This window comes from Pseudonocardia sp. CA-107938 (assembly GCF_050936315.1).
GTDB lineage: Bacteria > Actinomycetota > Actinomycetes > Mycobacteriales > Pseudonocardiaceae > Pseudonocardia.
Window position 1 is genome coordinate 1,310,620 of record NZ_JBNJNA010000002.1, and the last position, 26,138, is coordinate 1,336,757.

At 74.1% G+C, this 26,138-nt stretch carries 25 protein-coding genes; 19 read left to right on the forward strand and 6 right to left on the reverse strand.

What is annotated here, in order from left to right; genetic code table 11:
* Nucleotide 1: 1 nt before the first annotated feature.
* The 5 genes from ACQEVB_RS39225 to ACQEVB_RS39245 all read right to left on the reverse strand — a co-directional run bounded on the left by ACQEVB_RS39225 (nucleotide 2) and on the right by ACQEVB_RS39245 (nucleotide 3,853).
* Nucleotides 2-610: an amidohydrolase family protein gene (locus ACQEVB_RS39225; protein WP_432984487.1), complete on the reverse strand. Its 609-nt coding sequence runs from the start codon at nucleotides 608-610 to the stop codon at nucleotides 2-4.
* Nucleotides 607-1,470 (reverse strand): amidohydrolase family protein, encoded by an 864-nt coding sequence (locus tag ACQEVB_RS39230; RefSeq protein WP_432984490.1) that lies wholly within the window; start codon nucleotides 1,468-1,470, stop codon nucleotides 607-609. The genes ACQEVB_RS39225 and ACQEVB_RS39230 overlap by 4 nt, the downstream gene beginning before the upstream one ends.
* A 17-nt stretch (nucleotides 1,471-1,487) precedes the next feature.
* A complete protein-coding gene (locus ACQEVB_RS39235) occupies nucleotides 1,488-1,925 on the reverse strand; it encodes a lipocalin-like domain-containing protein (protein WP_432984493.1) in 438 nt (145 codons plus the stop codon).
* Between the two features lie 87 nt (nucleotides 1,926-2,012).
* Nucleotides 2,013-2,945 carry a hypothetical protein gene (locus ACQEVB_RS39240; RefSeq protein ID WP_432984496.1) on the reverse strand — a complete coding sequence of 311 codons (933 nt, stop codon included), beginning with the start codon at nucleotides 2,943-2,945 and terminating at the stop codon, nucleotides 2,013-2,015.
* 11 nt (nucleotides 2,946-2,956) lie between these two features.
* Complete coding sequence (locus tag ACQEVB_RS39245; protein WP_432984499.1) at nucleotides 2,957-3,853, reverse strand: DUF6282 family protein; 897 nt, start codon at nucleotides 3,851-3,853, stop codon at nucleotides 2,957-2,959.
* A gap of 93 nt (nucleotides 3,854-3,946) precedes the next feature.
* Between ACQEVB_RS39245 and ACQEVB_RS39250 the strand changes: the two genes are divergently transcribed.
* From ACQEVB_RS39250 to ACQEVB_RS39270, 5 genes are read left to right on the forward strand one after another with little or no spacing between them, the layout of a single operon-like run.
* A complete protein-coding gene (locus ACQEVB_RS39250; protein ID WP_432984502.1) occupies nucleotides 3,947-4,741 on the forward strand; it encodes a CoA-transferase subunit beta in 795 nt (264 codons plus the stop codon).
* A gap of 3 nt (nucleotides 4,742-4,744) precedes the next feature.
* Entirely contained in the window at nucleotides 4,745-5,614 is an 870-nt protein-coding gene (locus ACQEVB_RS39255) for an alpha/beta fold hydrolase (RefSeq protein ID WP_432984505.1), read from the forward strand.
* Complete coding sequence (locus ACQEVB_RS39260; protein ID WP_432984508.1) at nucleotides 5,611-6,393, forward strand: alpha/beta fold hydrolase; 783 nt, start codon at nucleotides 5,611-5,613, stop codon at nucleotides 6,391-6,393. The genes ACQEVB_RS39255 and ACQEVB_RS39260 overlap by 4 nt, the downstream gene beginning before the upstream one ends.
* Nucleotides 6,394-6,431: 38 nt before the next feature.
* Nucleotides 6,432-8,006, forward strand: coding sequence for a class I adenylate-forming enzyme family protein (locus ACQEVB_RS39265; RefSeq protein ID WP_432984511.1), 1,575 nt, complete (start codon nucleotides 6,432-6,434; stop codon nucleotides 8,004-8,006).
* A complete protein-coding gene (locus ACQEVB_RS39270; protein WP_432984514.1) occupies nucleotides 8,003-8,884 on the forward strand; it encodes a CoA transferase subunit A in 882 nt (293 codons plus the stop codon). The genes ACQEVB_RS39265 and ACQEVB_RS39270 overlap by 4 nt, the downstream gene beginning before the upstream one ends.
* Before the next feature lie 4 nt (nucleotides 8,885-8,888).
* Here ACQEVB_RS39270 and ACQEVB_RS39275 read toward each other — a convergent pair whose 3' ends face one another.
* Nucleotides 8,889-9,890: an aldo/keto reductase gene (locus ACQEVB_RS39275; RefSeq protein WP_432984517.1), complete on the reverse strand. Its 1,002-nt coding sequence runs from the start codon at nucleotides 9,888-9,890 to the stop codon at nucleotides 8,889-8,891.
* Nucleotides 9,891-9,998: 108 nt separating this feature from the next.
* Between ACQEVB_RS39275 and ACQEVB_RS39280 the strand changes: the two genes are divergently transcribed.
* The 14 genes from ACQEVB_RS39280 to ACQEVB_RS39345 all read left to right on the forward strand — a co-directional run bounded on the left by ACQEVB_RS39280 (nucleotide 9,999) and on the right by ACQEVB_RS39345 (nucleotide 26,138).
* The gene (locus ACQEVB_RS39280) at nucleotides 9,999-11,507 is read left to right on the forward strand and encodes an aldehyde dehydrogenase family protein (RefSeq protein WP_432984520.1); all 1,509 of its coding nucleotides are present in this window, start codon (nucleotides 9,999-10,001) and stop codon (nucleotides 11,505-11,507) included.
* A gap of 11 nt (nucleotides 11,508-11,518) precedes the next feature.
* Nucleotides 11,519-12,607 (forward strand): zinc-binding dehydrogenase, encoded by a 1,089-nt coding sequence (locus ACQEVB_RS39285; RefSeq protein ID WP_432984523.1) that lies wholly within the window; start codon nucleotides 11,519-11,521, stop codon nucleotides 12,605-12,607.
* A gap of 73 nt (nucleotides 12,608-12,680) precedes the next feature.
* On the forward strand, nucleotides 12,681-13,187 hold the full coding sequence (locus tag ACQEVB_RS39290; protein ID WP_432984526.1) for a VOC family protein: 507 nt from the start codon (nucleotides 12,681-12,683) through the stop codon (nucleotides 13,185-13,187).
* Between the two features lie 43 nt (nucleotides 13,188-13,230).
* Nucleotides 13,231-14,355, forward strand: coding sequence for a hypothetical protein (locus ACQEVB_RS39295; RefSeq protein ID WP_432984529.1), 1,125 nt, complete (start codon nucleotides 13,231-13,233; stop codon nucleotides 14,353-14,355).
* Complete coding sequence (locus tag ACQEVB_RS39300) at nucleotides 14,352-15,566, forward strand: FAD-dependent oxidoreductase (RefSeq protein ID WP_432984532.1); 1,215 nt, start codon at nucleotides 14,352-14,354, stop codon at nucleotides 15,564-15,566. The genes ACQEVB_RS39295 and ACQEVB_RS39300 overlap by 4 nt, the downstream gene beginning before the upstream one ends.
* Nucleotides 15,563-17,578, forward strand: a complete 2,016-nt coding sequence (locus ACQEVB_RS39305; protein ID WP_432984535.1) for an AMP-binding protein — start codon at nucleotides 15,563-15,565, stop codon at nucleotides 17,576-17,578. The genes ACQEVB_RS39300 and ACQEVB_RS39305 overlap by 4 nt, the downstream gene beginning before the upstream one ends.
* Nucleotides 17,575-17,997 (forward strand): MaoC/PaaZ C-terminal domain-containing protein, encoded by a 423-nt coding sequence (locus tag ACQEVB_RS39310; RefSeq protein WP_432984538.1) that lies wholly within the window; start codon nucleotides 17,575-17,577, stop codon nucleotides 17,995-17,997. Before ACQEVB_RS39305 ends, ACQEVB_RS39310 begins: the two co-directional genes overlap by 4 nt.
* Before the next feature lies 1 nt (nucleotide 17,998).
* On the forward strand, nucleotides 17,999-19,504 hold the full coding sequence (locus ACQEVB_RS39315; protein ID WP_432984541.1) for an FAD-dependent oxidoreductase: 1,506 nt from the start codon (nucleotides 17,999-18,001) through the stop codon (nucleotides 19,502-19,504).
* Nucleotides 19,505-19,639: 135 nt separating this feature from the next.
* Complete coding sequence (locus ACQEVB_RS39320; RefSeq protein ID WP_432984544.1) at nucleotides 19,640-20,344, forward strand: IclR family transcriptional regulator; 705 nt, start codon at nucleotides 19,640-19,642, stop codon at nucleotides 20,342-20,344.
* 235 nt (nucleotides 20,345-20,579) lie between these two features.
* Nucleotides 20,580-21,527, forward strand: coding sequence for an ABC transporter permease (locus tag ACQEVB_RS39325; RefSeq protein WP_432984547.1), 948 nt, complete (start codon nucleotides 20,580-20,582; stop codon nucleotides 21,525-21,527).
* Entirely contained in the window at nucleotides 21,524-22,435 is a 912-nt protein-coding gene (locus tag ACQEVB_RS39330; RefSeq protein WP_432984550.1) for an ABC transporter permease, read from the forward strand. The genes ACQEVB_RS39325 and ACQEVB_RS39330 overlap by 4 nt, the downstream gene beginning before the upstream one ends.
* Entirely contained in the window at nucleotides 22,432-23,448 is a 1,017-nt protein-coding gene (locus ACQEVB_RS39335; protein WP_432984553.1) for an ABC transporter ATP-binding protein, read from the forward strand. Before ACQEVB_RS39330 ends, ACQEVB_RS39335 begins: the two co-directional genes overlap by 4 nt.
* The gene (locus ACQEVB_RS39340; RefSeq protein WP_432984556.1) at nucleotides 23,441-24,496 is read left to right on the forward strand and encodes an ABC transporter ATP-binding protein; all 1,056 of its coding nucleotides are present in this window, start codon (nucleotides 23,441-23,443) and stop codon (nucleotides 24,494-24,496) included. The genes ACQEVB_RS39335 and ACQEVB_RS39340 overlap by 8 nt, the downstream gene beginning before the upstream one ends.
* Before the next feature lie 118 nt (nucleotides 24,497-24,614).
* A complete protein-coding gene (locus ACQEVB_RS39345; RefSeq protein WP_432984559.1) occupies nucleotides 24,615-26,138 on the forward strand; it encodes an ABC transporter substrate-binding protein in 1,524 nt (507 codons plus the stop codon).

Genomic DNA, 26,138 nt, shown 5'->3' on the forward strand with positions numbered 1-26,138 from the left:
ATCATTCTCCCTTGCCGAAGTAGTACGCGTGCGCCGCGGCCGACATCCGGGCCCGGACGTCGTGGTCGGGCACGAGCTGGGCGAACATCGCCACCTGCTCGGCGTAGCTCGTCGTCACCCGGGAGCCGACGAACGGCGCGTCCGTACCGAGGAACAGCCGCTCCGGCCCGGCGTGGCGCAGCAGTGTCGCCGCGCAGCGCGCCAGCAGCTCGGGCGCGACCGGGAAGCGGTGCGCCGCCGAGAGCTTCACCCGCACCCGCCCGGTGCCCAACGCCCGCAGCAGCGCCTGGCCACCCGCACCGGCGTAGCCGTCGGTGGGGCTCGGGTCGCCGAAGTGATCGACCACCACGTCCGTCCCCGCCGCGCACAGCCCGTCCAGCAGCGGCGCGAGCCGGTCCGGGTGCGCCTGCAACGCCTCCACGGTGTACCGGTTGGGGTCCGCGAGCAGGCTCATGGCCGAGACGACGGCGTGGGTGACGCCGGCGCACCCCATCAGCGCGACCAGCTCCTCGACCGGCAGCGCAACCGTCGGCCGGGTCCATGCCCGTCCGGCCACCGGCAGGTCCGAGGTGAAGACGTGGACGTGGCTGTCGACCAGGTGCGTCGTCACGCGGCCGCCAGGCCGTAGAGGCGGGCCGCGGTGCCCCCGAGAACCTCGGCGGCATCCCGCTCGGGCAGCCCGGCGACACCGGCGCGGGCCAGCGCGACCATGTCCGCGTGGGCGCCCGGGGTCTGGGTGACGTCGGAACCCCACAGCACCCGGCGGGCGCCGAACCGGTCGACGAGCCAGGCGATCAGCTCCGCGGGCTCGCGGCCGGCGGCGCGGAGCCAGGCGAAGTTCAGCGTCGTCACCTTGACGTGCACCTGCTCCAGCTCGGTCAGTGCCAGCAGCAGCTCCGACCCCGACCAGGGCTGCGGCCCGTCGGCGGTGACGCTCGCGACGTGGTCGAGCACGACCGGCACGCCCGGGAAGGCGCGGCAGACCTCGGGCAGGGCGCGCAGCACGTCGTCGCGGTTCCAGCGGTACACGTGCAGGCACAGCGACAGACCGGCACTCGCGGCCGCGGCCCACGCGCCGCGCGCCGCCGGCCCGGCGAACCAGCCGGTGCCCGCCGGCCCGCCGTGCCGGTCACCGCCCGGCGCAGTCAGCCGGATCGCGGCGGCGCCGTGCGCGGCCAGCTCCGCGACGGTGGCCGGCGCCTCCGGGGCCTGTGCGTCGATCACGCACATCGCGCGCAGCCGGCCGGGATGCCGCCGCGCGCTGTCCAGGACGTAGCGGTTGTCGTGCCCGTAGACGTGGGCCCGCTGCACGGCGACCGCGGCGGCCGCGCCGGTCGCGTCCAGCGAGGCGATCAGGCGCTCGGCCGTCATCGGGTCGTCCCGGACCGCAGCGGGGACCCGGCCCGATGGCGGGGCGAACGGGTACGCGGGATCGGTCGTGACGAGGTGGGCGTGCGCGTCGACCAGCATCGGGACCTCCGGTCGGTTCACGGGCGGCGCCGCCAGCGCAGGACCGGGGCGGGCGGTCGACCCGGCTCCGGCGCGGGGTCGTCGACGGTGGCGCGCAGGACGAGGAGGTCGCCGTCGAGGACGGCGTTGCGGACCAGGGTGGTGCCGATCCAGTTCGGGTAGATGCTCGCGTCGACATGATGGGCCACGCGGTCTCCCAGCCACTCGTAGCGCCCCGAGTAGCCGCCGTAGGTCGCGACGGCTGCCAGCCGCTCGCCGTCGGAGGCGGTCCGCCAGTTCTCCGCGGCCAGCAGCGGGCGCTCACCGGCCATGTAGTGCACGGCCATGTAGCCGTCGGCGGTGTAGACGAGCTGGCCGAGCGGCCGCGCGCCGAGTGGGTGCCGCTGCGGCGGTGGGGCGGCGGGCACCTCGTAGCCGACGAGCTCCCAGGCGCCGACCAGCCGCGCGGCTGTCACGGCCGCTCCCGGGTGCCGTGGACGCTCTGGGTGGTGCCCAGGTCGATCCAGGCGCTGAGCCGCACGCCGGGCCCGTCGAGCAGGCGGTCAGCCATGGACGGCAGCCACGTCCGGCGCCGGGTAGTCGGCGGCGTTGAGCACCCAGCCCGGTCTGGCCGAGAAGTCCGCGCGCGGCGGGCTGAAGATGTCGATGAGCTGGTGGGTGCCCTCGCCGAGCGCCTGGCTGGTGTGCTCGGTGGGCGGCGGGATGATCGCGACGGCCGGGCTGGCGACCTCGGCGTGCACGTCGGGGAGCCACTGCGAGCGCTTCCCCGTCCACGGGGTGCGGACGTGGTGGACGTAGTCGCCGGCCACGGTGAGCGAGCACTGCTCGAAGTCGTCGTGGTGGTGCGGGGAGAGCCGGTCGGGGTTGCGCGGACCGTCCTTCGGGTCCCCGAAGTTGACCATGAAGGCGCTGGACCGCACGATCCGGCCGAACCGGTCCGGGGCCTGCGGGTACGCCGAGTTCGGGTAGCAGCGGATCTTCGGGCCGTCGACCGGGTCGGGCCACGCCTGGAGCGGGGCCACCCGGGGGTGCGGCTCGGCGTAGTCGGCCGCGTTGTGGCAGCGGGGGAGCAGGTCGGCCGTCCGCACGTCGAAGAGGCGCACGACGTCGGCCTCGGTGTCCAGCGCGACGCCGCTGTCCCCGGCGGGGACGATCGCGACGCCGCGACCCGTCATGGCGGCGGCGGGCACGTCGGCGTGGTCGAGGTGCACGGTCGCCCCGTCGTGGGGAACGACGACGACGTACTCGTGCGCCTGCTGCGCGGCTGTGCGCTCCAGCCGGTCGCCCGCGACCGCGCGGGTGTAGGCGAGCACGAAGTTCTGCCCGCGCACGTACCAGGTGCGGCTGCCCCGCGCGGAGACCTCGGCCGGCGGGAGGTCCTGCAGCTCGAAGGCTGCGAACGGGGCGATCGGCTCGTCGGAACGGGCGGTGGCGGCCGGGGCGAGTGCGGCCCGTGGGTCCGTGGCGCTGTACATGGTCTTCCCCCTCAGGGCTCGTCCTCGATGCCGATCAGGAACGCCGGGTTGTCCCGCACGATCCGCTGCAGGTCCTTCTCCGGCAGTCCGAGGTCCAGCAGCGCCTCGCCCACCCGCAGGAACGAGTCGACCGGCATCGGGCGGCCGACCTGTCCGAGATCGGAGGCGAGCACGGTGTGCTCGGGACCGACGTCGGAGATCCACTGCATGAGGACCTCGGGCCCCCAGCGCACGTTGGCGACCTCCGGGTCGTACATCGCCGTCTCGTGCTCGACGAACGCGCCCAGCGCGGTGAACTCCCGGCACTGCGCCGGATCGGAGCCGATCACGAAGTTGGGGTGGCTGATCACCATCCGGCGCACACCCTTCTCCTGCGCGGCGGTGAACACCTCGCGGATGTCGGCCGGCGCCAGGTGCCCGGCCGAGAGCAGCGCGTCGCTCTCGACGACGAGGTCGATGACCCGCAGCACCTCGGGCAGCAGCGCACCCTCGGCGTCGCGGACGTCGATCTGGGTGGACGAGAGCGGGATCGTCGGGGTCGGGAAGCCGCCGCCGCGGTTGTGGTGGTCCACGTGCGCGGACGAGGAGATGGTGGGGAACCAGACGCAGCGCCCGCCCATGCGCAGCGAGAGCTCGACGGCGTAGGGGTTGATGCCGCCCACGAACTGGTTGAGCGCGATGCCGCCGAAGACCTGCGTGGACAGGCCGGCGAGCTGCTCGCGCATCGCCAGCAGGTCCAGCACCGTGTTGTGGTGGTGCGACTTCGCCAGGAAGGCGCGCATGCCCAGGCGGGCGCCGTCGCGGGCCGCCTCCACGTGGTCGAACCGCCGGGGCAGCGGGTTGGGGCCCGAGTGGCAGTGCAGGTCGACCAGGCCGTGCAGGACGCGTTCGATCGCAGGTCCGGGCATCAACCACACTCCGTTCGAGCAACACCGTCGTTGTAACGAATTGCGGACTTCCTGTACGATAATTGCGAACGCTGAGGCGTGCAAGGAGGCGACGTGGCGGACGAGGGCTACACCTGGGCCGAGATGATGGCGATCTCCATCGCGCACGAGATGGCCGACGGGGACTTCGGCTCGGTCGGGGCGGCTTCGCACATCCCGGCCGCCGGGCTGCGGCTGGCGCAGCTCACCCACGCGCCCGACCTCACCTTCTTCTGCGGGGGAAGCGGCGCGTCCAACCCGAAGATCGCGCGGCTGACCGAGTCGTCGGCCGACTACCGCAACCTGGTCACCAGCGAGTACCACTACAGCCTCGACGACGTCGTCGACTTCGAGACCGCGATCCGCTTCGACTTCGCCTTCCTCGGCGGCATGCAGATCGACAAGTTCGGCAACCTCAACATGGCGATGATCGGCGACTGGGCCCGGCCCAAGGTGCGCGGACCGGGCACGATCGGGCTGATCTTCACCGGCGGCTTCAAGACCAGCTACATCTACACCGAGCACCACACGCCGAAGGTGTTCGTCGACCGGGTCGACTTCGTCAGCGGCGCCGGCTGGCTCGACGGCGGCGACTCCCGCAGCAAGGTCTACCGGCCGGAGTCGGCGGGGCCGCGGCGGGTGTTCACCCCGCTGGGCGTGTTCGACTTCGAACCGGTCAGCAAGCACATGCGCATCCTGAAGATCCACCCGTGGACGACGGTCGCACAGATCCAGGAGGCCACCGGCTTCGAGCTGCTCGTCCCCGACGACGTGCAGACCGTCACGCCGCCGACCGCGCACGAGCTGGAGCTGCTGCGCACCCGGATCGACCGCGACGGCGTGCTGCGCCGTCACGCCGCGGTCGGCTGAGCCGTGGAGATCGCCGAGCCGGCGCCGCACCCGCACTCCCGGTACGTCGACGCCGACGGCATCCGCACCCACCTCCTCGACGCGGGGGACGGGCCCCCGCTGCTCCTGCTGCACGGGGGCGAGTACGGGGCAGCGGCGGAGCTGACCTGGGCGGGCTGCCTGCCCGCGCTGGCCGCGCGGCACCGGGTGCTCGCCGTCGACCTGGTCGGCTTCGGGCGCAGCGCCAAGATCCGCGACTTCGCGGGTGGGCAGCGGCGGCTCATGGTCCGGCAGGTGGCGGCCCTGCTCGCCGCCCTCGACGTCGAGCCGGTCGCCGTGGTCGGCACGTCGCTGAGCGCGCGCATGGTGCTCGACATGGCCGCCCGGCCCGATCCGCCGTGGCCGCTGCCCGCGATCGTCGCCGCCGGCATCGGACTGGCGGCGCCCGATGCGGCCGGCCGGGCGGTGCTGGAGGACTTCGACGGCACCCTCGACGGGCTGCGTCCGTCGATGGAGGTGCTGTTCCACGACCCGGCATGGCGCGACAGCGAGGAGTACCTGCGGCGCCGGCACGCCTTCACCGCGCTGCCCGGCGCGTGGGAGACCGCGGCCGCCGCCGCGGTGCGCTCCCCGCTGCGATCCGGCGACGAGCGGCGCGGGCACGTCCGCGCTCCGCGGCGCGACTACGGCAGCATCGCGGTGCCGGTCGCGCTCGTCCGGGGCGAGCACGACCGGCTCGTCCCCGACGCGACCTGGCGCGAGCTCGCGGCGCAGATCCCCGGCGCGCGCACGACCACGGTGCCCGGGGCGGGCCACTACCCGCAGGTCGAGCGGCCCGACCGGTTCGTCGCGGCGGTGCTGGGTTTCCTGGGCGCACTGCGGGTTCGTCGGTGACCGCCTCGCTGCACGTCGAGCGCGGCGGGCGCAGCGGGCCGTCGGTGCTGCTGCTGCACGGGTCCGGGGCGAGCGCGGCCGTGTGGGCGCCGGTGCTGGGTGCGCTGGCCCGCCGCGGCCTCGGCCTGCGCTGGATCACCGTCGACCTGCCGGGGCACGGCCGGTCCGCCCCGTTGCCGGAGTACGACCACCGTTCGTGCGCCGCGGCGGTCGCCGCCGCCGTGGCGCCCGACCGGTACGTCGACCTGGTGATCGGCCACTCGCTCGGCGGTCTCGTCGCGCTCGCGCTGGCCGACGGCACGTTCGGGGTGCGGGTCGGCGCCGTCACGGCGATGGCGATGAAGGTGCGCTGGACCCCCGAGGAGCTCGCCGGGCGCGCCGCGCTCGCCGCGAAGCCGCGGCGGGTCTTCCCCGACCGGGACGCGGCCGCGGAGCGGTTCGCCCGGGTGAGCGGGCTCGCCGCGATCGCGGAGGCCGATCTCGCGACCGGGATCCGTGCGGTCGACGGCGGGTTCGCGCTCGCGGCCGACCCGCGCGTCTCGGCCGCGCCGCCCGTGTCCGGGGTCGAGCTCGCGGAGGTGGTGGCCAGGGCGGCGGCGCCCGTCCGGCTCGTCTGCGGGTCCGCCGACCCGGCCGTCCGACCGACCGACATGTCCATGACGCTGGGCCGGCCGGTGCAGGTGGTGCCCGGTGCCGGCCACAACCTGCACCTGGAGCTTCCGGCTGTGGTCGTCGGTGTGATCGAGTCGCAGCTGCTCGCCGTCCGCCGACCGACCTGAGCCGCGGTTCCCCGAACCGAGACCGACCTGGAGCAACGATGCGCATCGAGACCCTGCTGCGCCAGAACGCCGTCCGCCGCGGGGACGGGCTCGCCGTGATCGCCGACGGCGGCCGGCTGACCTGGCGCGAGCTGGACCGCGCGAGCGACCGGCTGGCCAACGCCCTGGTCGCGCTCGGCCACGGCGAGCAGGAGCGGGTCGCGCTCGTGCTGGCGAACGACCACCGGGTCGTGGTCGCCTACCACGGGCTGTGGAAGGCCAACCTCGTCACGGTCGGCATCAACCCGCGGCTCACCGCGCCGGAGATGCGGCGGATCCTCGTCCACTCCGGGGCCTCGGTCCTGATCTGCGACTCACCGGTCGCCGTCGAGGCCGCTGCCGGCGCGCCGGCGATCCGCCGGATCATCACCGTCGGGGACGTGCCGTCCGGATCGGCGCGCGTGCCCGTCGAGGACTTCGACGAGCTCGTGGCGTCCGCCGACCCGACCCCGGTCCCGCCGACGGGCAGCGGCACCGACCTGCGTTCGCTGCGCTACACCAGCGGCACCACCGGTGCGGCCAAGGGCTGCATGGCCACGCACGAGCAGCAGCTGGCGAGCACGGCGAACTACCTGTGCGAGGTCGAGGTGCCGCGCAACGGCCCCACCTGGATCTCCCTGCCGCTGAGCCTCGGCGTCGGTGCCTCGTTCGTCACCACCACCGCCTACCTCGGCGTGCCGCTGCTGCTGCGCCGCCGGTTCGACCCGGCCGCCTTCGTCGACGACATCGCCGAGCACGGCGTCGTCCACACGTTCCTGGCGCCGACGATGCTGGTCGACCTGGTCGCCGCGCTGCCCGCACTGGACGCCGAGCGGGCGCGCGCGCTCCGGCTGATCGGCTACGGCGGTGCCGCCAGCTCCTGGGACCTGGTGCGGGCGCTGACAGCCGTGCTCGACGTCGGGCTCTACCACGCGTTCGGGGCGACCGAGGCCGGCGGGTTCAGCGCTTTGCTGACTCCGGAGGACCATCGCCGGTTCCTCGCCGCGGGGGCCACGTCGATCGTGCCGGTCGGGCGGCCGGCGGCGTTCGCCGACGTCACGATCGTCGACGGGAACGGCGCCGAGGTGGCACCGGGCGAGGTCGGCGAGATGCGGATCCGCTCGCCCGCCGTGTTCTCCGGCTACTGGAGCCAGCCGGAGGTGACCCGGACGGTGCTCGCCGACGGCTGGCTGCGGCTGGGCGACATGGCCCGCCGCGACGAGGAGGGCTACATCTACCTGGCCGACCGCGCGCAGGGCGTGATCCGCTCCGGTGCGCAGAACGTCTACGCGGGCGAGGTCGAGGCCGTCCTGCAGAGCTGCCCCGGCGTGCACCGGGCGGCCGTCGTCGGGGTGCCGGACGAGCGCTACGGCGAGGCGGTCAAGGCGCTCGTGCAGCGCGTGCCCGGCAGTGGGCTGACCGAGCAGCAGATCCTCGAGCACTGCGCGACGCAGCTGTCGCGCTACAAGCGGCCCCGCGAGGTGGAGTTCGTCGCGGAGCTGCCCGTCGACGACGGCGGCAAGATCAGGAGAGCGGAGCTCGCCGGCAGCACCGGGCTGGTGCTGCTCGGCGCGACGAAGGAGCCACGCCCATGACCAGCAGCAAGGTGACCACGCCCGAGGAGGCGGTCGCCGACATCCCGGACGGCGCGACGATCGCGCTCGGCGGCGTGCACTCGCACAACAGCCCGATGGCGCTGGTCAACGCGCTGATCCGGCGCGGGGTCAAGGACCTGGAGCTGATCCCGACGCCGAGCGGCGGGCCGCCGGTCGACATGTTGATCGCGGCGGGGTGCGTGCGGAAGCTGCACGTCTCCTACGTCGGGTTGGAGTTCCTGGGGCTGGCGCCGAACTTCCGCCGGGCCGCGGAGCAGGGGACGATCGAGATCGTCGAGGGCGACGAGGCCTACGTCGTCTACGGGTTCCGGGCCGGCGCGAGCAGGCTGCCGTTCCTGCCGCTGCCGCCGCTGTACGAGGGCACCGACCTGCCCAAGGTCAACCCGATGATCCGCACGACGACCGACCCGTACACCGGGGCGGTGGTGACGACCGTGCCCGCACTGCGCGCGGACTACGGCCTGTTCCACGCCCAGGTCGTGGACCGGAAGGGCAACACGCAGATCTTCGGCCAGCGCAAGTTCGAGGACGTGATGGCGAAGGCCAGCGACCACGTCATCGTCTGCGCCGACGAGATCCTCGACGAGTACGCGCCGGCGCCCGACCCGCGGATCGTCTCCATCCCCGGGGCGATCGTGGAGCGGGTCGCGCACGCTCCGTACGGGGCGCACCCGCTCTCCTCGCCGGGCCACTACGGCTACGACCGCGAGCAGCTCGTCGCCTACCGCGACCTGGCCGTGGCCGACGACACCAAGAGCTACCTGCAGCAGCACGTGTACTCGGTGGACAGCCACGCCGAGTACCTGGAGCAGCTCGGCGTGGGCCGGCTGCTGGGGCTGCGGCAGACCTTCCGCTGAGTTCTCACCAGGCGTAGGCCTCGGGGGCCGGGCCGGGGCCGGGGAAGAGCTCGTCCAGCCGGGCGAGGGTGTCCTCGTCGAGGGTGACGGCGAGCGCGCCGGTCGAGGCGTCGAGCTGCTCGACGGTGCGCGGCCCGATGATGGTGGCTGCAACGCCGGGACGGGCCAGCAGCCAGGCCACGGCGACGTCGGCCGGGGCGTGCCCCAGCTTCGCGCAGAGGTCCTCGTAGTCCGCGATCTGCGCGCGGTGCCGCTCCAGCTTGGCCAGGCGCTTGCCCCGGTGCGTGGCGATCCGAGCCCCGGGCAGCGGCTCACCCATCCGCTGCTCCGCCTCCTTGCGGAGGATCCCGCCGAGCAGTCCGGCGTCGAGCGGCGACCACGCCATCATCCCGACGCCGTAGTGCGCGCAGGAGGGCAGCACCTCCAGCTCGGCGGTGCGCTCCAGCAGGTTGTAGATGGTCTGCTCGCTGACCAGCCCGGTGCCGCCGCGGCGTGCCGCGGCCTCCTGGCCGGCTGCGATGTGCCAGCCCGGGTGGTTGGACGAGCCCACGTAGACGATCTTGCCCTGGGCCTTGAGCAGGTCCATGGCTTCCCAGATCTCCGGCCACGGCGTGTGCCGGTCGATGTGGTGGGGCTGGTAGAGGTCGATGTGGTCGGTGCCGAGCCGGCGCAGCGACGCCTCGCACGCCCGCCGGATGTGCAGCGCGGAGAGCCCCTGGTTGTTGGGCCAGTCGGCCATGCGGCCGTAGAGCTTGGTGGCCAGCACGGTGCGTTCGCGGCGGCCGCCGCCCGTGGCGAACCACTTCCCGATGATCGTCTCGGTGAGGCCCTCGCCGAACCGCCAGCCGTAGACGTCGCCCGTGTCGATCACGTTGATGCCCAGCTCGTGGGCGCGGTCCATGATCGCGAAGGCGTCCTCGGCGGTGGTCTGGGTGCCGAAGTTGTCCGTGCCGAGGACGAGCCGGGACACCGTCAGCCCGCTGCGTCCGAGATGGGTGTACTCCACGGGTCTCCCTCGCGCGACGATGCGGTTGTCCATCTATCGGACTTTGGGTCCGATAAATGAGTAGATCCATGGTAGCGTCGATCAGCGGCCGAGGTAAGGGGAGGCGCGATGGACACCGTCCGGTCCGGCCGTCCCGACGTCGTCGACGTCGCGGCGACGGCCGAGCACACCCACGTCGACGGGGTCGCCCGGGCGGGAGGTGGGCCGGCGTTCCCCGACCACCACCCCGGCGACGGCACGCTGGTGGCGACGATCGAGCAGACGAGCCCCGCCCTGCTGGAGCACGCCGTCGCGGGCGCGGTCGCCGCGCAGCCGGCGTGGGCGGCCACGGCGCCGCACGAGCGGGCACGGATCCTGCGCACCGCGGCCGACCTGGTCGACCGCGACGCCGAGCGGCTCGTCGCGCTGGTCGCCCTCGACAACGGCAAGACCCTCGCCGAGGCCCGCGGCGACGTGGCCGTCGCGGCCGCGCACCTGCGCAGCGCCGCCGCCTGGGCGCCGCTGCTGGAGGGCGCGACGCTGCCCGCCGACGGCACGAGCCTGCGGATGACCTTCCGCGAGCCCGTGGGCGTGGTCGCCGCGGTGGTCCCGTTCAACGCGACGCTGATGTTCGCCGCGCAGAAGGCCGGCCCGGCGCTCGCCGCCGGCAACGCGATGGTGCTCAAGGCCCCGGAGCTGAGCCCGCTGGCCGCGCCGGAGCTGGCCGCCCTGCTGGTCGAGGCAGGCCTGCCGGCAGGGTTGCTGCAGGTGGTGCAGGGCGCCGGCGACGTCGGTCACGCGCTCGTCACGCACCCGGCCGTGGCGATGGTGTCGTTCACCGGCAGCACCGCCGTCGGCCAGCAGGTGATGCGCGACGCCGCCGACGGGTGCAAGCGCGTCCTGCTCGAACTGGGCGGGAAGTCGGCGAACATCGTCTTCGCCGACGCCGATCTCGACGCCGCCGTGCACGCCGCGGTCGGCGGGGTGTTCCGCAACGCCGGGCAGCGCTGCTTCGCCGGCTCGCGGCTGCTGGTGGCCGACTCCGTCGCCGACGAGGTGGTCGACCGGATCGTCGCGATCGCCGAGGGGATCCGGGTGGGCGACCCGTTCGACCCCGACGCGCAGCTGGGCTGCGTGATCTCGCCCGACCACGAGCACCGCATCCTCGCCATGACCGCCGCGGCCGCCGCGCAGGGCGCCCGCGTGCTCACCGGCGGGGCCCGCCCGCCGGGCGTGCACCCGGGCGGGGCGTTCGTCGCGCCGACCGTGCTCGACGTCCCCGACGACCTTCCGGCGGTACCCGACATCGTGCGCGAGGAGGTCTTCGGACCGGTGCTCACCGTGCAGCGGTTCCGGTCGCCCGAGCAGGCCGTCGCGCTGGCGAACGACACGCCCTTCGGCCTCGTCGGTGGGTGCTGGACGCGCGACGTCGAACTGGCGCTGGGCACGGCGCGGGCGGTCCGTTCGGGCTACTTCTGGATCAACTCCTACGGCGCGCTCGCGCTCGACGCCCCGATCGGCGGCGTCGGTGCCTCCGGGGTGGGGCGCGAGCTGGGGCGGATCGGGCACGAGGCCTACACCGAGCTCAAGACCGTCGTGATCGACACCGCGCCGCATCGCCAGCCGCGCTGGTACTGAGAGGAGCGCCGATGTCAGCGCACTACCGCGCCGCGGTCGTCCGCGAGGCGCACGGGCCGATCCGGATCGAGGAGGTCCCGCTGCGCGAGCCGGTGGGCGACGAGGTGGCCGTGGAGGTGACGGCCTGCGGGTTGTGCCACAGCGACGTGCACTTCATGCACGGCACCTCGGGCACCGCGTTCCCCTACGTCGTCGGGCACGAGGTCGCCGGTCGGGTCGTCGCACTCGGGCCGGACGCCGTCGGGCCGGCGCTCGGCGACACCGTGGTGGTGGCCCCGATGATGGCGTGCGGCCGGTGCCGGCAGTGCGCCGGCGGGCGGCCGCAGGCCTGCCCGGACCGGTTGCTGCGCCGGCCGCCGATCCTGCTCGGCGACGGCACTCCCGGCACCGGCGTGCTCGGGGTGGGCGGGCTGGCCGAGCGGGTGCTGGTACCGGCCCGCAACGCGATCCCCATCGATCCGCGGGTGCCGCCGCCGGTGGCGGCCCTGCTCGGGTGTGGGGTGCCGAGCGGGTACGGCGCCGCCGTGCACACCGCGGCGGTCGGCCCGGCCGACGACGTGGTGGTGCTCGGCTGCGGCGGGGTGGGGGTCGCGGCGGTGGCCGGCGCCGCGGCTGCCGGTGCCGCGCGGGTGATCGCGGTCGACGTCCGCCCCGAGAAGCTCGCGGTGGCGCGCGTGTTCGGGGCCACCGACGTCGTCGACGCTGCCGCCGGGGACGCGGTTGCGGCCGTGCGGGACCTGACGGGCGGGCGCGGCGCCGACGTCGTGCTCGACGCCGTCGGCGGGGCGCGCACGTTCGCGACCGCGGTCGATATGCGTGCGCCGGGCTCCCGGATGGTCGTGGTGGGCGCGCCGCGGACCGGCGAGGTGGCGGAGCTGGGCCTGCGCGAGCTGTTCCTCACCGGCGGCTCGATCCGGGTGTCGATCTGGGGCGACTGCGACGCCGCCCGCGACCTGCCGCTCCTCGCCGCCCGCTACCTGGACGGGTCGCTGCCGCTGGACCGCTACCTCACCGGGACGTTCGCGCTGGACGCAGCGGCCGAGGGCTACGACCGGCTGCTCGCCGGGGAGGGACTGCGCGGGGTCGTCGTGCTCGGTTGACAACCCGTGAACCACCCTCGAAACTTGTAACAGAATACGGACTTGATGTCCGATAATTGAGAAAGGATCGGTGATGGTCGACACCGCCGTCCTGCGGGCGCCCCGGTCGCTGAACCACATCGCGTACCCGACCTGGGACTCCCAGCGCACGCACGACTTCTACACACGGGTGCTCAAGTGCCCGTTCCTCGCCGCGATCCGCCTCGACGTCGTGCCGTCCAGCGGCGAGCGCACCCCGTACCTGCACACGTTCTTCGGCCTGCACGACGGCGGCGCGATCGCCTTCTTCGAGGTCGACGGGCTCGACCGGCCGATCCCGGACGGCATCCCGTCGTGGATCCGGCACATCGCGCTCGACGTCGACTCCGTGGAGGAGCTCGACGCGTGGAAGGCGCACTTCGCGGCCGAGGGCGTCGAGACGGTCGGCATCGTCGACCACGACGGTGTGTGGGAGTCGCTCTACCTCTTCGACCCCAACGGGGTGCGGGTGGAGCTGACCGTCCAGACCCGGCCGCTCACCGACGACGACGCCCGCTCCGGGGCCGAGGTCCTCGCGGCCTGGAACGCGCGCCCGCGTTGATCGGCGCACCGATCTCGGCACCGAGCGAAGGGGGGAGCCGTCCGTGCTGATCCGCGAGCTGCTGGCGATCACCATGCCGCCCGGGCAGCGCCTGGACATCAACTCCGGGGTGGCGCGCCTGTCCGGCAAGATCTGGGCGGCGCTGTGGCGCGACGACCGCATCCGCCCCACGACCGCCGTTCTGATCGTCCACCCCAGCTCGAACTTCCTCGGGCACTACGCGCTGCCCGGGCTGGCCGAGCGCGGGGTGGCCGCGGTCGGGCTGTGCACCCGCTACGTGGGCAACGACTCCGCGCTGATCATGGAGAACTGCGTCCTGGACATCGGGGCCGCCGTCGCCCACCTGCGTGCGGCCGGCTACTCCCGGGTCGTGCTCGTCGGCAACTCCGGCGGGGGCGGGCTGGCCGCGCTCTACCAGCAGCAGGCCGAGCGGCCGACGATCACCGCCACGCCGGCGGGCGACCCGGTCGACCTGGCCGGCCTGCAGCCCGCCGACCGCATCGTGCTGGCCATGGCGCACCCCGGCCGGGCCACCGTCTACACCGAGGGCCTGGACCCGGCGATCACCGACGAGCAGCTGCCGTTCGACCGCGACCCGGAGCTCGACATGTTCGCCGTGCCGCCCCCGTACTCGGCCGAGTTCGTGGCGCGCTACCGGGAGGCGCAGCTGGCCCGCAACCGGCGCATCAGCACCTGGGCCGCCGACCAGCTGGCCGGCCTGGAGAAGCACCGCCGCGGCGACCTCGCGCCCGACGACCTGCCGTTCGTCGTCCACGGCACCGCGGCCGACCTGCGCTTCACCGATCTGTCCCTCGACCCGTCCGACCGGGCACCCGGCACGCTCTGGGGCGACCCGTGGACGGCGAACTTCCGGCCGGCCTCCCTGGGCCACCTCACGAGCCTGCGCTCCTGGCTGAGCCAGTGGAGCTACGACCACAGCCGGGCCAACGCCTACCGCTGCCTGCCCGACGTCGCCGCCCCGGTGCTGATCGTGCACGGCACGGCCGATCGCGCGGCATTCCCCAGCCACGCCCGCGGCATGTACGAGGCCGCCGATCCGCGCCGCCGGGAGCTGGTGGAGATCGCCGGTGCCGATCACTACTTCGCCGGGCGGCCGGACCTGGTCGAGGTCATGTGCGACCGCATCGCGGACTGGAGCCGGGGATGACCGGCGACGAGGTGATCCGCGCCGACGTGGCCGTCGTGGGGGCGGGCCCGGTCGGGCTGACGGCCGCGCTGGCACTGGCGCGGCAGGGGGTCTCGGTCGCGGTGCTGGAGGCCCAGGCGCAGCTGAGCACCGAGTGGCGGGCCTCGACGTTCCACCCGCCGACGATCGAGATCGCCCGGCACCTGGGCGTGGTCGACGCGATGCTCGACGCCGGCATCGTCGCGCCCCGCTACCAGGTGCGGGACCGGCGCACCGGGCTGATCGCGGAGTTCGACCTCGACCTGCTCGCCGACGAGACCGACTACCCGTTCCGGCTGCAGCTGGAGCAGTACAAGTACACGCAGATCGTCCGGGACGCGCTCGCCGCCGATCACCCGGACGTCGTCGTGCGGTTCGGCTGCCCGGTCACCGACCTGCGACCCGACGGCGACGGCGTCGTGCTGGAGACCGACACCGGGCCGGTCGCGGTCGCGGACTGGGTGCTCGGCGCCGACGGTGCCCGCAGCACCGTCCGCAAGGTGCTGGGCTGCCCGTTCGACGGGCTCACCTACGAGCACCGCTACCTCGTGCTGTCCATCGACTACCCGATCGAGACGCTGATGCCGGGCATCTGCGACGTCAACTACATCTCCGATCCCGCAGAGCACCTGCTGGTGCTGCGGGTGCCGGACGTGTGGCGGGTGGTGGTGGCGGTGCCGCCGGGGGTGCCCGGCGAGGAGGCCGTCTCGGACGCGTACGTCGATGCCCGGTTGCGCGGGCTGTTCGGCGAGGTGCCCGACCTGGTGCTGCGTGAGCGCAAGGTGTACGCGGTGCACCAGCGCGTGGTCGACTCCTTCCGGCACGGCCGGGTGCTCCTGCTCGGCGACGCCGCGCACGTCAACAGCCCGATGGGCGGGATGGGTCTGAACGGCGGGATCCACGACGCCTTCGACCTGTCGGTGCAGCTGCCGGCGGTGCTGTCCGGCGCCTGCGGTGCCACCGACGGCCTGCTCGACCAGTGGGCGCAGCGGCGGCGCAAGGCGGCCGTGGAGACCGTCCAGGAGATCACCCACCGGACCACCACCGCGCTCGGGGAGCAGGACGAGGCCGAGCGCGCGCGCTTCCGAGAACAGATCGCCGCGACCGCGGCGGATCCCCGACGGGCCAAGGAGTGGTTGATGGACGCGGCGATGATCGCGAACGCGCGGACGTACGACCTGCCGGCGCGATGACGACCGGGTTGCGGAGCGTCGCTGCGGCGCTGGGGGTGGCGGCCGAGGTCGCGGCGGACGACCTCGCTGTCGTCGTGGGCGATCGCGAGCTGACCCACGCGCAGCTGCACGAGCGGGCGGCGCGGCTCGCCGGGGCGCTGGCCGGGCGCGGGATCGGACCGGGTGACGTCGTCGCCGTCGGCCTGCACAACGGTGCGGAGTACCTGGAGACGGTGCTCGCCGCGTTCCGGCTCGGCGCCGTGCCCGTCAACGTCAACTACCGGTACCGGGAGCCGGAGCTGCGGTACGCGCTGGAGTACACGTCGGCGGCGGCGCTGGTCGTCGACGAGTCGCTGGCCGACGTCGCCCGGGCCGTCGTCGCCGACCTGCCCGGGGTGCGCGTGCTGCTGCAGGTCGGTACGGAGGCGTACGCGTCCGCGGTCGCGGGTCCGGCACTGCCCGCCGACGACGCCGAACGCGGCGACGGCATCATCCTGCTCACCGGCGGCACCACGGGACGCCCCAAGGGCGTCGTCTGGGACCGGGACGGCCTGCTGGGCATCCTGAGCTCGGTGTTCCGCCTCCACGGGATCCCGGCACCGACCAGCCTCGCCGAGGTGGCCGCCGGGGTGACCGAGCTGGGTCGGCGTGGTGATCGCCCGGTGGTCGTGCCGATGTCGCCGATGATGCACGGCACCGGCTTCTTCAACGCGATGCGCACGCTGCTGGGCGGGGGCACGGTCTGCTTCGCCACGTCGCGCTCCCTGGACGCCCACGAGGTGTGGGGCATCGTGGCGCGCCGGCGGGCCACGGAGATGGTGATCGTCGGGGACGCGTTCGGCCGGCCGCTGGTCGACGCGCTCGCGGACGCCGAGCAGGCCGGCACCCCGTACGACATCGGCTGCCTGCGGCGGATCACGAGCTCTGGGGTCACGTGGAGCGTCGCGGTGAAGCGGGAGCTGCTCGCCCGCGGCGCCATGACGCTGGTCGACAACATCTCGGCATCCGAGGGCGGCCCGTTCGGGATCTCCGAGGTGAGCCGCGTGGAGGACCTCGCAGAGGGCCGGTTCACGCTCGCGTCGGTCGCACGGGTGCTCGACGAGGAGGACCGCGACGTCGTCCCGGGGAGCGGGCAGGTGGGCGTGCTGGCCAGCGCCGGGCCGCAGCCCGTCGGGTACCTGGGTGATCCCGTGCGCACCGCCCGCACCTGGCGGGTGATCGACGGCGTGCGGCACGCGGTGCCCGGCGACCTCGCCACCGTCGAGGCCGACGGGCGCCTGGTGCTGCTCGGTCGCGGTGACGGCGTGGTCAACACCGGCGGGGAGAAGGTGTTCCCCGAGGAGGTCGAGCAGGCGCTGCTCGCCCATCCGGCGATCACGGACGCGGTCGTCGTCGGGGTGCCGGACCCGCGGTGGGGGCAGATCGTCACCGCGCTCGTCGCACCCCGCGCCGCGCTGCAGGGCCTCACCGACGCGGAGCTGACGGCGCACCTCGGTGAGCGGCTCGCCCGCTACAAGCACCCGCGGCGGCTGGTCCGGGTCGACGAGGTGCCGCGCACGACCGCGGGCAAGGCCAACCGCGCCCGCGCGCGGGAGATCGCGACCGGCCAGCCGTTCACCGTCGAGAGCGGGCACGTGCGGGCGTTCGCGAGGGCGCTCGGCGACGCCGGGCCGGGGATCCCGCCGACGTTCCCGATCGCGTTCGCGCACGTCGACGAGGACTGGCCGCTGGTGATGCGGCCCGGGCGGCCGTGGCACGGGTCGGGCGCAGGGCCGGGGGAGTCGCGGGGCAGCGGCGGCCTGCACGCCGAGCAGGAGTTCACCTACCACCGCCCGCTGGGGGAGGGGGAGACGCTCACCGCGCACAAGAGGGCGGGCCGGACGTGGACGAAGGCGGGCCGCTCGGGCGTGCTCACCTTCACCGAGCGGCACATCGACTTCCTCGACGCGCAGCAGCAGCCCGTGGTCCGCTCGACCACGGTCACCGTGACCACCGCGCCGACCCAGACACCGGCGAGCGAGGAGGCTCCATGACCAGCACCCTGTCGAGCACGGTCGCCGTCGGCGACACCCGCGCCGAGGAGGTCGTCACCGATCTCAAGCGCACGCAGATCGTCATGTACGCGGGCGCGTCGGCCGACTTCAACCCGCTGCACACCGACGAGCCGTTCGCGCGCGAGACCGCCGGCAACCCGACGGTCATGGCGCACGGCATGCTCGTGATGGGGCTGGCCGGGCGGGTGCTCACCGACTGGTTCGGCCACGAGAACGTGCGCCGGTACCGGGCCCGTTTCGTGGCCCCCACCTGGCCGGGCGACACGCTGACCGTCACCGCGACCGTCACGGCGGTCGACGAGGTCGACGGGCAGCGGCTCGCCGAGGTCGAGCTCGTCTGCGTCGCGGGCGCCGACCGGCGGGTGCTCACGGGTTCGGCGACGGTCGCGGTGACCTGAGGTGTTCCACACCGGCGGGTTCGACCAGGTGGTCGACGTCGCGGTGCTGGGGCTGGGCAACGCCGGCGCGGTCGCGGCGGTGACCGCGCACGACCGGGGTGCGCAGGTGCTGGTGCTGGAGAAGCAGGACGCCGCGACGCACCGGCCCAACAGCCGCTACGCCGCGGGCTTCTTCCTCGTGCCCACGGACGTCGCCGGCGCCTGCCGCTACCTGGCCGCGTCCTACGCGGTCAACGGCGAGGTCGTCGACCCGGAGCTGATCGCGACCTGGGCGCGGGAGACGGCGCGCAACCCCGAGTGGCTGGGCGCGCACGGCGGCGAGTACGCGGTGCTCGACCTGCACGGCGAGCACGACACCCTGCCCGACCACGGCGCGGTCACCGTCTACAGGGCGCGGCCCGGCCGGCAGCCCGACGGCTACACCGGGTGCCCCTTGCACGGGCTGCTGCGGTGGCTGGTGGCGGACCGCGGGATCGAGGTGCGCCACGGCGCGCGGGCGACGGCGCTGCTCACCGACGCCACCGGAGCGGTGGTCGGCGTGCAGGTCGACGCGGCCGACGGGCCGTCCCGGATCGGGGTGCGCCGAGGCGTCGTGCTCGCCGTCGGTGGCTTCGAGGCCGACGACGCGCTCAAGACCCAGTACCTGCCCGCCACCCCCGTGCACTTCTACGGCACCCGGCACAACACCGGCGACGGCATCACCATGGGCCTCGACGTCGGGGCGGCGCTGTGGCACATGAACGTCTGGCCCGGGCACTTCGTCGCGCGGTTCCCCGGTGACGGCTACGGCGGCGGCACGGCGATCGACCTGTGGGGGTCGGGGCGGTTCGGGCCCGATCCCGCCGTCCGGCCGCCGGGCGCGGTCTTCGTCGACGGAGGTGGGCGGCGCTTCCTGCCCGAGCCGGGGCGACAGCACGCCGCGACCCTGCACCTGCTCGCCATGGACGCCGGACGACTGACCCGACCGCGCATCCCGACCTGGTGGATCTTCGACGACGCGCGCATGGCGCGGGCCCCGCTCGTGCCCACCTACTCCGGGCCGGCCGGACCGGTCGGGGACTACGCGTGGAGCTCCGACAACCGCGCGGAGCTGGCTCGCGGATGGATCCACAGCGGCGGCTCGGTCGCCGAGCTGGCCGGCGCGTGCGGGCTCGACCCCGACGCGCTGGTCGCCACCGTCGAGCGGTACAACGCGCTGTGCGCCGCCGGCCACGACGTCGACCACGGCCGCGACCCGGCGACGCTGACACCGCTGGTCGGGGACCGGTTCTACGCGGTGGCGCTGTGGCCGGGCGGGTCGCACACCGTCGGCGGTCCCCGGCGGGATGCGGCAGCGCGCGTCGTCTCGGCCCGGGGCGGCCCGGTCGCCCACCTGTACTCGGCCGGCGAGCTCGGGTCGATCCACGGCCTGCTGTACCCCGCCGGCGGTGCCAGCCTGGCGGAGTGCCTGGCGTTCGGCCGGATCGCCGGCGAGTCCGTCGCGGCGGATCGCACCGGGGTGCGGTAGGCGCGCCGCGCACGTCCCGGGCCGGGGCCCGAGTACGGTGTCCCGGACACGCGCGGCGGCCGATGCGGCCGGGCGCGATCGGTCCGGGGTGGAGGGCAGGGCGCCGTGGCGCCGCGAGAGCAGGGGGTGCAGCGCGTGTCCGCTGAGGGACGCGAGCCGGCCGGCGCCTCCCAGGGCGGGTCGCTCACGCTGGACCGCGGGCTGCGGCTGCTGGAGCTGCTCGCCGCCGAGGACCGGGACATGACGGTCGCCGAGCTCGCCACCGCGCTGGGCGTGCACCGCCAGGCGGTCTACCGGCTGCTCACGACGCTGCGCACGCACCGACTGGTCGCCGAGGGCAGCGCCGGTCGGTACCGGCTCGGGCTGGGCGTCATGCAGCTGGCCAGGCAGGCGAACCCGCAGCTGCGCCGCGCCACGATGCCGTTCCTGCGGCAGCTGGCCGAGGAGCTGCAGTCCACCGCGCAGTGCGTCGTCGCGGAGGGCGACGACGCGGTGGCGCTCGCGGTCGTGGAGCCGCCGGACTCGGTCTTCCACCTCTCCCAGCGCAGCGGTGCACGCCACCCGCTCAACCAGGGTGCGAGCGGGCTGGCCATCCTCATGGCGCGCCGCGCCGCGCCTGCCGACCCCGACGAGGTGCGGGAGGCGCGCGACGTCGGCTACGCCGTCTCCTACGGTGCGCTGACCGCCGGCGCCGTCGGGGTGGCGGCGCCGCTCTACGACGGCGACGGGCACACCCTCGACGCGGCCATCGGCATCGTGTCGATGGCCGAGGTCGACGTCGACCGCGTGGGGCGACGGTTGATCGAGGTCGCCGGGCTCATCGCCAACGCCGGCATCTGACCGGCGCGCACCCGCACCCCCCGAACCCTGCCGGCGACGGCCCACGAGGCCCGCGAGGCTCCCGTTCCGCTCGGCGAGTCCTGCATCCCGGCCGGCGAGTCCGAGCGGAACCGCGCGCTCGCGCAGTCGCCGTCCTTGACGTGGCACCCGACACAGTGCACCATCCTTGCCACAAGGGCGTAACAGATTGTCCAACTATCGGACGTTGCCCGCCCGGGGTCGGACGGAGACGAGCATGAGCGGACGGATGATCGCGCGTCGCCTCGGCGGCGGTGTGCTCGTCCTCTGGCTGGTCTCGCTGGTCACCTTCCTCATGGTCGCCCTGATCCCCGGCGACCCGGCCCAGGTGATCGCGGGCGAGAACGCCACCATCGCCGACGTCGAACGGATCCGCGCGCAGCTGGGCCTCGACCGGCCGGTCCTCGAGCAGTACTTCTCCTGGCTGGCCGGGGTGCTGCGCGGCGACCTGGGGCGGTCGCTGTTCACCGGCCGCCCGGTGACCTCGACGATCGTGCTCGCGGCGCCGCCCACCCTGGCCCTCGCCACGGCCGCGGTCGTGGTGGCCCTGCTCATCGGTGTCACGGCCGGCGTGCTCGCCGGCCTCGCGCAGGGCAGCTGGCTCGACCGCACGATCTCCAGCCTGGCCACGCTCGGCATCGCGATGCCGAGCTTCTGGGTCGCGATGCTGCTGGTCACGGTGTTCGCGCTGGGCCTGGGCTGGCTCCCGGCCACCAGCTACGCGCCGATGTCCCGCGGCCTCGGCACGTGGGCGTCGCACCTCGTGCTCCCGGCGGTCGCGCTGGGCCTGGCCACCGCCGCCGAGCTGGCGCGACACACCCGCGGCTGCGTCGCCGACGTGCTGACCCGCCCCTACGTGCGGACGGCCCGGGCGCGCGGCGCGGCCACCGGCTGGCTCGTGCGTCGGCACATCCTGCGCAACGCCGCCATCCCGGTCGTCACCGTGCTCGGCCTGCAGACCGGCCGCCTGCTCGGCGGCACGATCGTCATCGAGGCCGTCGTCGGCATCTCGGGGCTGGGCACCCTCGCGGTGAACGCGGTGCTGCAGCGCGACTACCCCGTCATCCAGGGTTACGTGCTGTTCTGCGCGGTCGCCGTGGTGCTCGTCAACCTGATCGTCGATCTGGCCTACGGCTGGATCAACCCGAAGGTGAGGACGGCATGACCACCGCCCGTCACGGCGACGTGGACGCGCCGCTGCCGACCGCTGCGGTCCCCATCGGTCCGCCGCGCCGCCGCAGCCGCACCCGGGTGGCGCGGGAGGTGCTGCGCAGGCCGGCGAGCGCGGTCTCGATCGGCTTCGTCCTCCTGCTCGTCGTGCTGGCGCTCGCCGGCCGGTGGATCGCCCCGCACGACCCGGATGCACAGGACCTCGGCAACCGGTTCGCCGGCCCGAGCTGGACCCACTGGTTCGGCACCGACGACTTCGGTCGCGACGTCGCGAGCCGCATCATCAACGCGGCCGCGGTGACGATCAGCGCACCCGCGATCTCGGTCGGGCTCGCCGTGCTGATCGGCCTCCCGCTGGGGCTGTGGGCGGCGGTCCGCGGCGGCTGGGTGGACGCGCTCGCCGGACGGCTGGCCGACACGGTGCTCGCCCTGCCCGCGCTCGTCGGTGCGCTGGCGATCGTGGCGGTGCTCGGGCCGGGCCTCGTCACGACCATGATCGCGGTCGGCATCATCTTCGCGCCCGGCCTGTTCCGGGTGGTGCGCGGCGCCGCGCTGGCCGTCACCGAGGAGACCTTCATCCGCGCGGCCGCCGCGGTGGGCTCGTCCCGGCGCCGGACGCTGTGGGTGCACGTCCTGCCGAACATCGCCGCCCCGCTGTTGGTGCAGACGACGATCCTGATGGGCGTCGCCCTGCTGGTCGAGGCGAGCCTGAGCTTCCTCGGCCTCGGTGTGCAGCCCCCGGATGCCAGCTGGGGCTCGATGCTCAAGGCCGCCTACGCCAACCAGTTCGACGCGCCGTGGTCCGTCGTCCCGCCCGGCGTGGCGATGGTGGTGACGGTGCTGGCGTTCAACACGATCGGCGACGCGATCCGCGACGCCGTCGGCCTGCGGAGGCGCACATGACCGGCGCTGCACCTCGGACCGCCGGGGCGCCCCTGCTCGCCGTCGAGGGGCTGACGATCGACCTGCCCGGGCAGCCCGGTCTCGTGCAGGACGTCGGGTTCGAGGTGGGCCGCGGTCGCTCGCTGGCCCTGATCGGCGAGTCGGGCTGCGGCAAGACGCTCACCTCGATGGCCATCCTGCGGCTGCTGCCGCCGGGTCTGCGGATCGCGAGCGGCCGGATCACCTTCGCCGGCACGGACCTGCTCGGCTGCACCGAGCGCGAGCTGCGCGCCGTGCGCGGCGGCCCGGTCGGCGTCGTCTTCCAGGAGCCGATGAGCAGCCTCGACCCGACCATGACGGTCGGGGAGCAGATCGCCGAGGCGCGGCTGCTGCACCTCGGGGAGCGCCGCGCGGTCGCGCTGCGCCACGCCGTGGAGCTGCTCGACCGCGTCGGGATCCCCAACGCGACCCAGCGCATGCGGTCCTACCCGCACGAGCTGTCCGGCGGCATGCAGCAGCGGGTGATGATCGCCGCCGCGATCGCGTGCGACCCGCAGCTGGTGATCGCGGACGAACCGACGACCGCGCTCGACGTGACCATCCAGGCCGAGATCCTCGGCCTGCTGCGCGACCTGCAGCGCGACCTCGACCTCGCGGTGCTGCTGGTGACCCACGACCTGGGAGTGGTCGCCGACTTCTGCGACGACGTGGTGGTGATGTACGCCGGGCACGTCGTCGAGCGCGCGAGCATCGACGAGCTGTTCTACAGCCCGGGGCACCCGTACTCGGGTGCGCTGCTCGCGGCGGTGCCGCAGTCGGGCAGCCCACGGACCCGGCTGAACGTCATACCGGGCCGGGTGCCGCCCGCCGGGCGCTTCCCGGTGGGCTGCCGGTTCCAGCCGCGGTGCGGCCACAGCCAGGCCGAGGTGTGCGGCCGTCCCCAGCCCGACAGCGTGCTCGCCGGCACTCACCGCAGCCGGTGCGGACGGGTCGCGAGCGGGGCGCTGACGGTGGAGGGGGTGTCTCGTGGGTGAGCCGGAGGTGGCCGTCCGCGTGCGGAACCTGCGCAAGACGTTCCCGCTGACCCGCTCGCTCCTCGGTCGGACGCTGCGCGCCGTCCGCGCCGTCGACGGCGTGGACCTGGAGGTCGAGGCGGGCACCACGCTCGGCCTCGTCGGCGAGTCGGGATCGGGGAAGACCACGGTCGGGCAGTTGATGGCGCGGCTGATCGAACCCGACGACGGCACGATCGAGGTCGGCGGCCGGGACGTGACGCGGGTGCGGGGGAGCGCGCTGACCGAGTTGCGGACCCGCCTGCAGTTCATCTTCCAGGACCCCTACGGCGCGCTGGACCCGACCAAGACGGTCGGGCACGCCGTGGCCGAGCCGCTGCTGATCCACGGCCGGGTCGCGCGCGCCGGCATGGACGAGGCGGCGGCGCGGCTGCTGGAACGGGTCACGCTGGACCCGGGGTTCGTGGAGCGCTACCCCGACGAGCTGTCGGGAGGGCAGCGCCAGCGCGTGTGCATCGCCCGCGCGCTGGCGCTGGGCCCGGACGTCCTCGTCGCCGACGAGCCGACGTCGGCGCTGGACCTGTCCACCCGCTCGGAGATCCTCAACCTGCTGCTCGACATCCAGGAGGACAGCGGCCAGGCCGTGGTGCTGGTGTCGCACGACTTCGCCACCGTGCGGCACCTCGCCCACCGGATCGCGGTGATGTACGTCGGGCGGGTCGTCGAGGAGGGCGACGCCGCCGAGATCGCCGAGGAGCCGCTGCACCCGTACACCCGGGCGCTGTTGTCGGCGGTGCCGGTGCCGAATCCCGACGTGCAGCGCGCGCGCCGGCGCATCGAGCTGCACGGGGATCTCCCCGACCCGGCCGCGCCGCCGTCGGGGTGCCGGTTCCGCAGCCGGTGCCCGGTGGTGATGCCCGAGTGCGCCACGACCGACCCGCCCCTGGTCCGCGTCGGTGCGCGGCGCCGGGTCGCCTGCCTGCGCTACCCGGCGGCCACGAGCCCGTCCGACGTCGTCGAGCCCCCAGGGGCCGGCACCCAGATCGTCACGGCGCCGGTCCGGCGCTGACTCCCCACCAACGGCCTCGGGGGACGCCGGCGGTGCAGGCAACACCCCGTTCAGCTGACCAGTGGAGGTCCCCGTGAGGAGCCGTGCAGCAGCGCTGTGGAGAGCACGTCGAGTCGGGATGAGGAGCGGGGCGCGGTGCGTGGCGGTCGCCGCGGCCGCGGCGCTCGTGCTCGCCGGCTGCGGTGGCGGGCAACCGTCGTCCGCGGGCGGCGACTTCGACCCGGCGGCGGTGTTCCGATACGGGGTGCCGGGCAACCCGACGTCGTTCGACCCGCGCCAGTCGGCGCCCCTGGACCCGGTGTTCCTCGACGTGGTCTACGAGAGCCTGATCGGGCGCACGCCGGCCGGGGAGATCAAGCCCGGCCTGGCGACGAAGTGGGCGTTCTCCGCCGACAACACGGTCCTGGACCTCGACCTGCGCGAGGGCGTGTCCTTCCACGACGGCGAGAAGCTGGACGCGGCCGCCGCGGTCGCGTCCATGGAGGCGCTGCGGGCGCGCGGCACCCAGGCGTCGGCGCTGAAGACGGTGGCGAAGGTCGAGGCCACCGGCCCGTTGTCGATGCGGATCACCTTCACCCAGCCGGCCGGCTACATGCTCAACGTGCTGGCCGGCGAGGCGGGGATCGTGGTCGCGCCGAAAGCGCTGCAGGACCCGCAGCTGGGCACGAAGCCCGTGGGGACGGGCGCGTTCCGGCTGACCTCGCTCGAACAGGGCCGCGTCACGTTCACGAAGTTCGACGGCTACTGGGACGCGGCGCGGACGACGATCGGCGGCATCGAGATGCCGATCTTCGCCGACGAGCCGACGCGGCTGCGCGCGGTGGTGTCCGGCCAGATCGACGGCACCACGATCTCGGCCGGGCAGGTGCGCGAGGCGCAGGCGCGGGGCCTGTCGCTCGTCAAGGGCCCGATCAGCCAGCTCAACGGCATCCTGCTCAACACGTCGAAGGGCGAGCTCGGCGATCCACGGGTGCGCAAGGCGCTGATGTACGCGATCGACCGGAAGGCGATCGCCGACAGCCTCTTCGACGGCGGCTGCACCCCGATCGTGCAGCCCTTCGCCGAGGGCTTCTGGCCGAACGTGCCGGCGCTCAACGACGTCACGCCTTACCACGACGTCGCGAAGGCGAAGAGCCTGTTGGCCGAGGCGGGCCATCCGGACGGGATCTCGTTCGAGATCGTGCACGGACCCAACACGACCTACCAGAACCTGTCGCAGGCGCTGCAGGCGCAGCTCGCCGGGGCCGGGATCAAGGCCACAGTGCGGGTGCTGGAGTTCAACCAGCAGATCGAGGCCCGCCGGACCGGCAACTTCACGGCGATGGTGTCGCTGATGCAGGCCGGGCGACCCGATCCCAGTCAGTTCGCCGTCGACTTCTACAGCCCGGGCGGCAACTACAACCCCGGCGGGTTCGCGGTGGCGGGTGTGCCCGACCTGCTGGCGAGGTCGCGCGCCAGCAGCGACAGCACCGAGCGGGCCGCGCTCACCCAGCAGATCTTCGCCGACGTCTTCGCGGCCGGCCCGCCCGTGATCCCGGTGTGCGGCGTGCAGTGGGTGGCCGCGTTCCGGCAGGGCGTGACGGGGTTCGAGGTGCCGAAGTTCGGTGACTACGACTTCCCGTCGATCAAGATCAGCAAATGA